This window comes from Mesorhizobium sp. M7A.F.Ca.CA.001.08.2.1, from assembly GCF_003998455.1.
In the GTDB taxonomy this organism is placed as follows: domain Bacteria; phylum Pseudomonadota; class Alphaproteobacteria; order Rhizobiales; family Rhizobiaceae; genus Mesorhizobium; species Mesorhizobium ciceri.
This window is the reverse complement of the sequence record NZ_RZPW01000375.1, coordinates 1-5,946: the sequence shown is the minus strand read 5'-3', so window position 1 is coordinate 5,946 and position 5,946 is coordinate 1. Positions and strand designations below refer to the sequence as shown.

Here is a 5,946-nt window from a genome sequence, read left to right as displayed (position 1 = left end):
AAGGAATGCCGCGCCAGACATTGGCGGCGATCACCGAGGCGCGCGCGTTCTCCGGATCGCCAAGGAAATTGATGCGGTGGTCGATCAGTCCCATCTGCTGCAGCGCCCAGGAGAGGATGGAGAACTGCGAATCGTAGATCCACCAGAAGGCGATGGCCGAGAGCACCGTCGGCACCACCCACGGCAGCAGGACAATCGCGCGGAAGAACGATTTGAAGGGAAGGTTCTGGTTGAGGAGGAGCGCCAGCCAGAGGCCGAGCGCGAATTTCAGGATCGAAGCGCTGATCGTGTAGAGCAAGGTGTTGAAGACGGAGAGCCAGAAGACGGCGTCGCTCCACAGATATTCATAGTTTTCGATGCCGATGAAGATGCCGGGGCGGCCGATGCGGGCATCGGTGAAGCCGAGCCAGACACCGAGCCCCAGCGGATAGGTCAGGAAGACAAGCAGCAGTGCAGCCGCCGGAAGCATGAAGCCGAAGCCAAGTGCGTTCCGGCTTTCGCTCCAGCGCGATAGAATCCGTGAGAAGATCGAAGATCGCGGCTGGATAGCAGCTGACGGCACGGCCATGGGTCGGCTCCTGCTGAGGTCTCATTGATCGGCCGGATCGGCCACGATGCAATCCGAAGCCAGCCGGGCAGCCGCGCTGCCCGGCTGAACCGGCTCAAACGCGATAATAGCGATTTGCCCGCTTCTCGGCCTCTTCCATTGCCTCTTGCGGCGTCGCCTGGCCGGTCACCGCTTTGGCGAACATATCGACCAGCACGTAGTCGGCCATGGTTGCCGCCGAAGCATAGCCGAGCGGCCCGGCATAGCCGTTAGGCCGCAGAGTAGCCGAAGCCTTGGCGTAAGCGGCGTTGTTGGGATCGGCAGTCCATACCGGGTTGTTGTCGAATGCCTTCAGGGTCTGGCAGCAATATCCGGCCGAGGAGGTGATCCAGTCCTTCATTTGCGGTTCCTCGAACATGAACTGCAAATACGCCTTGGCCGCGTTGGGGTAGGGCGTGTAATTGAAGATGACAGCCGTGGTCACCTGGAACAATTCGACGGATTTGCCGACAGGACCGATGGGCAGGTTGGTGGTGCGTATGTCCTTGGCGATTTCAGCCAGCTTCGGATCATTGTCCTTATTGATTTTGGCGGTGTTGTAGGCCGAGATGCCGTTGGCGATGACAGCCAGTTCGCCGGCCAGGAAGGCGCGGTTGTTGTTGACGTCGAGCCAGCTTTCCGTGCCTGGAATGAAGGTCTTGTAGAGTTCCTGCGCGTATTCGATGGCCTTGAGGGTCTCGGGGCTGTTGATCGTTACCTTGCCGCTCTCGTCGACCATCTGGCCGCCATGGCTCCACAGCAGCCAATGAGCATAGTTGTTGCCGTCGCCGACGCCATGGCCATGCGTGAAGCCGGCCGGATGGCCCTTCGCCTGCAAGGCCTTGCAAAGTTCCAGGAAGCCTTTCGTGTCTTTGGGAAACTCCGAAAAGCCGGCCTCTTTCACCCAGCTTTCCCGATAGACGATGGCATTTCCGATCGTGGCCAGTGGCAGGCCGATGAATTTGCCTTCCCGGGTCGCATATTGCTTTGGTCCATCATGCCAGCCGCCGTATTTCGAGCCGAGATACTCGCCCAGTTCGCTCACGTCGTGCAGCTTGTCGGGATATTGGTGCGGGTCATCGAACCAGACGAACATCAGGTCGGGGCCGGAGCCGACATTTGCCGCGACCGCCGCCTTGGGGCGAATGTCCTCCCAACTTTCCTTGTCGACGCGGACAGCGACACCGGTCGCTTCGGTGAAGCGCTTGGTGTTGGCCAGCCATTGGTCCTCGTCGCCCTGGACGAAGGGCGACCAGCGCAGCAGCCTAAGCTTGGCGCCATCCTCGGGTTTGTATTTCGGTCCGTCCTGGGCAAGGGCCGGAGAGCTGATGAACCGACTTCCCAAGGCACCCGCCGCCGCGCCGGCGGTGGTGCGGATCACGTCACGTCTGGTGAACTTCATGCTCGTTTCCTCCTGCTTGTTGTCCTTGCCTGTGGTCCTACTGATCGGCACGTGTTTGGAACCTCTGTCCGGTTTCTCCGTGAAAGAGATGGATGAGGCCGGGCTCGGCCGTAAGCCGGATGGTTTCGCCCGGCGTGAAGGAATGTCGTTCCCGGAAATTCGCGACGATCTCTTCGCCGCCGGCTGTCCGGCCGATGAGCTGCACTTCGGACCCGGTTGGTTCAACCACCGCGACGGTGACCGGAATGCCCCGGTCGTCGGACAGCCGCAAATGCTCGGGCCTTATTCCCAGCACCACAGGCTCGCCATTGGGGATGGAAAGTGCCGAGGCCAACGGGACTGAAATCCCCCCGGCGCCGCGGAACGAGGGTGAGCCGTCAATAGCGATCTCGCCCCTCAGCAAATTCATGGCCGGCGAGCCGATGAAGCTGGCGACAAAAAGATTGTTCGGCCGGTCATAGAGTTCCAGCGGCGGCCCTATCTGCTCGACGATGCCGTCATGCATGACCACGATCTTGTCAGCCATGGTCATGGCCTCGATCTGGTCGTGCGTGACGTAGACTGTCGTGGTCTTGAGGCGCTGGTGCAGTTCCTTGATCTCGGCGCGCATCTGCACCCTGAGTTTGGCGTCGAGATTGGACAGCGGTTCGTCGAAGAGAAAGACCGCCGGATCACGCACGATCGCGCGGCCCATGGCGACGCGCTGGCGCTGGCCGCCGGAAAGCTGCCGAGGATAGCGCGCCAGCAACGGCACCAGCCCAAGGATTTCGGCCGCGCGGCGCACGCCTGCATCGCTCTCCGGCTTGGAAACTCCTTTGAGCATCAGCGAGAACGCCATGTTCTTGGCAACGGTCATGTGTGGGTAGAGCGCATAGTTCTGGAAGACCATGGCGACGTCGCGCTCCTTGGGCGCAACGTTGTTGACGACCCGTTCGCCAATCGCGATCTGGCCGCGTGAAATCTTTTCCAGGCCGGCGATCATTCTGAGAAGGGTTGATTTTCCGCAGCCCGATGGTCCGACCAGAGTGACGAACTCGCCGTCCTCGATGTTCACGCTGACCCCGTGCAGGATCTCGACAGCGCCGAATGATTTGTAGACTTCGCCAATTGCGACAGACGCCATCGATCCTCCCAACAAATTCCTGCGACGTCGTCGAAGGAACAACGCTTCCGCTAGCGACAGCCCTGGCTCCTCCCAGGCTCACGCTAGGCCGAAACGGTAGCGCTACCAAACCGGGCTGTAAAGCGTTTAGGGGAAAGCCGAACCTTGGGAGGGTCCGCTTCGCGCCACACAATCCTCCCAGCTGCTCCTGCGTCCGCTTCTGCGCGATCAAGTCCGGCACCTGCGGTCGCAGCGTTCGCATTCATCACAGTTGCGCACGTCCTTGTAGGCTCGCTCGACCGGCGGCGATAAGGCTGGCTTCCTGCCTGGCGCTCGCGAGGTTCGCTTCCTGGCGTACGACCGCCTGGGCGATGCGACAAGCGGATTGAATAGCCCCTTTTCGTAAGGGGCAGTCATTCCGGAACGATCCTTCCCGCTTGATTAGAATTCCACGTTGAGTTTTGCATTGAAGCCGTTCTGCTGGACGCCGGAGCCGAACTGACCCTGGTAGGCGACGCTGAGGGTTGCGGCATCGGTCAGGTTGAGATCGAGCCCCGCTTCGATGGCGGCACTGTCCTTGGCGATCGGTACGCCAGCGATCGTGAAGGCATCACCGGCAGAGAAGGCATGTGTGCTGGTCGGTATGACGTCGCCATAGGCATGGCGCCAGCCCAGCATGCCGCGCGCCGTGGCATTGATGGCGCCGAGCGTGAAGCCGGCGGAGGCTCTGAGACCAAGCGTGGTGAAGGTGGCGTCGGTGGTCTGGCTTGCACTGGTCAATGCCGCCGCACCGCCCTTTTCCGTGAAGCCGTCCGTATGCAGGTTGACATAAGCGAGGTTGGCAAAAGGCTCGAAGGCCGCGACTGGCGTATCGATGCGATAGCCGAGTTCCCCGAACGCCTGGAAGGTGCCAGCGTTGTAGTCGCCGCTCAGGCTGTCGGCAAAGCCGGGCATGGCCACCGAGCGCGATGTCTTCATGTCATGCCACGTATAGGCAAGCCCGGAGCGGAAGGCGAGAGCGCCCCGCTGCGTGCCACCATAAAGGCCGAGATGATAATTGTCGCTCGAGCCTGACGAGGATCGGCCGTCGGCATCGAAGCTCGTGTGGCTGTAGCCAGTCATGATGCCAAGCCGCACATCCTCCGCGACAAGGCCGTCGACGCCGGTAAGAAAGCCGCCGGTGGAGGTATCGAGGCCTGCGGCATTGCCGTCGCCGTCGAAGGTGCCCCATGACCCGAAAGCCGTGCCCCAGGCGGCAAAGCGATCGGTGGTGGCAGGCGCCAGCATCGGACCGCCTTCGCCATAGGCCAGCACCGGGATTGCCGGGATCCCTACCCCCTCGAAGGCCGCGCGCAGGCGATCATTGATGGCATCGCGGACAAAATGGCTGTCCTCGATCAGCGTGGATTTGGCGGACGCATGGATCTCGCCAGATAACGCATCGAAGGCTTCGCGTGCGGTTTCGTCGTCCGGAAGGCCGGCGATTGCATCGTAGATCGGGTTGCCCGGCCCGGCGCTTTCGGCGCCATTGGCGGTGGCACACTGGTTGCGGGTGCCGGCCACGTCGCAGAACGACACGTCATTGCGGGCAACGTCGAGATAGATATTACTGGCGTCATAGGCGAGTGCCAGGTCGACAAACGGGGCGTTCTGGTCGAACGCATCATAGGTGCCGGTCACGCCCTGATCCGCGCTCAGGATCGTGTAGCGGGTTCCGGCACTGTAGCCGCCCGGCGCCTTGAGCGCGAAGACGGTGCCACCCTGGATGGTGGCTTTGCCCGTCACGTCGATCAGGTCGGAATTGCCGGCCGGATTGATCTCGACTTCGTAGGTCGAGCCTATCTCCTGCGTGTAATCGCCTGACACATTCAGCGTGCCGATCGAATTGCCCGGCGTAATCGTGCCGCCAGAAGCGATCGTGGTCGTACCCACCGTTCCCGAACCGCCGAGCGTGCCGCCGGCTGCAACCGCAATGGCGCCAGCAATGCTTGCCCCGGAATGGCTGCCGTCGCCGACAACGAGCTTGCCGCCGCCGATGGTGGTCAGACCGGTATAGGTACTGACGCCGTTCAGCGTCAGCGTGCCGGCGCCGGTCTTGACGAGGCTCCCTCCGATGCCAGTGCTGCCATCCTGGATGACGCCGCCGATCGTGTCGTTCTTATCCAATCCGCCAAGCGTCAGCGACTTCGAGCCGAGAAAGACGAGACCATCGCCCGAAAGCGAGCCAATCGCGATACCGTCCGACGTCATTTCGGAGATGTCGACCTTTCCCCCGGTATCGTTGATGATCGTGGCGCCATCCGCGGTGTTGGCGCCATGGAAGCCAACGAAGCCGCCCTTGTTGGTGATGGCGGCGCTGCCGGCAGACGCGGTGTCGTAGAAGTCGAGCGTTCCTTGGATTGTAACGCCAATCGTGGCATTGGCGGCGCTCGAATTGCCGTTGAAGGACGTCCTGCTACCATTGCCGGTGATCGAAGCCGCACCGGCCGATGTTTCGTCGTTGAAGTTGATGCGGCTTTGGGTAGTGACGATCGTCGCCGTTCCCGCCGACGCACTGCCATCGAAGCGCATCGTTGCGTTTGTTTCCATGACGATGTCGAGGCTCTCGGCGCTTGCATCATTGATGAAGCGGAGGTCACCGGCCTTGACATTCACCGGTCCGCTGCCCAGCGCGCCTGTCGTCGCCGCGGTGATGAATCCTGCCGAAACCGTCGTCCCACCGGCGTAGCTGTTGGCGCTCGAAAGCACCAGCCCGCCGGCCCCGGTCTTGGTGAGCGCGCCGGTCCCGGAGATGACGCCGTTCGCCGTCAGGTCGGCATCGGTCTGGAACGTCCCCCCGCCGGCATCCAGGGTGAC

The 5,946-nt window shown here is 62.0% G+C and carries 4 protein-coding genes; all 4 read right to left on the bottom strand.

Going from position 1 to position 5,946, the window contains the following annotated elements; translation table 11 throughout:
• Nucleotides 1-469 (bottom strand): carbohydrate ABC transporter permease (locus tag EN914_RS21080; protein ID WP_407067802.1); only part of this gene is annotated, 469 nt, incomplete at its 3' end.
• A gap of 193 nt (nt 470-662) precedes the next feature.
• Complete coding sequence (locus tag EN914_RS21075; protein ID WP_013529762.1) at nt 663-1,988, bottom strand: ABC transporter substrate-binding protein; 1,326 nt, start codon at nt 1,986-1,988, stop codon at nt 663-665.
• Nucleotides 1,989-2,025: 37 nt separating this feature from the next.
• Nucleotides 2,026-3,111: an ABC transporter ATP-binding protein gene (locus EN914_RS21070; protein WP_024502708.1), complete on the bottom strand. Its 1,086-nt coding sequence runs from the start codon at nt 3,109-3,111 to the stop codon at nt 2,026-2,028.
• Between the two features lie 420 nt (nt 3,112-3,531).
• On the bottom strand, nt 3,532-5,946 hold a 2,415-nt coding region (locus EN914_RS21065), incomplete at its 5' end, for an autotransporter domain-containing protein (protein ID WP_127389236.1).

Bases quoted from the DNA above. Each gene is read 5' to 3' on its own strand.
- EN914_RS21075 (WP_013529762.1), bottom strand. From the start codon at position 1,988: ATGAAGTTCACCAGACGTGACGTGATCCGCACCACCGCCGGCGCGGCG.
- EN914_RS21070 (WP_024502708.1), bottom strand. From the start codon at position 3,111: ATGGCGTCTGTCGCAATTGGCGAAGTCTACAAATCATTCGGCGCTGTC.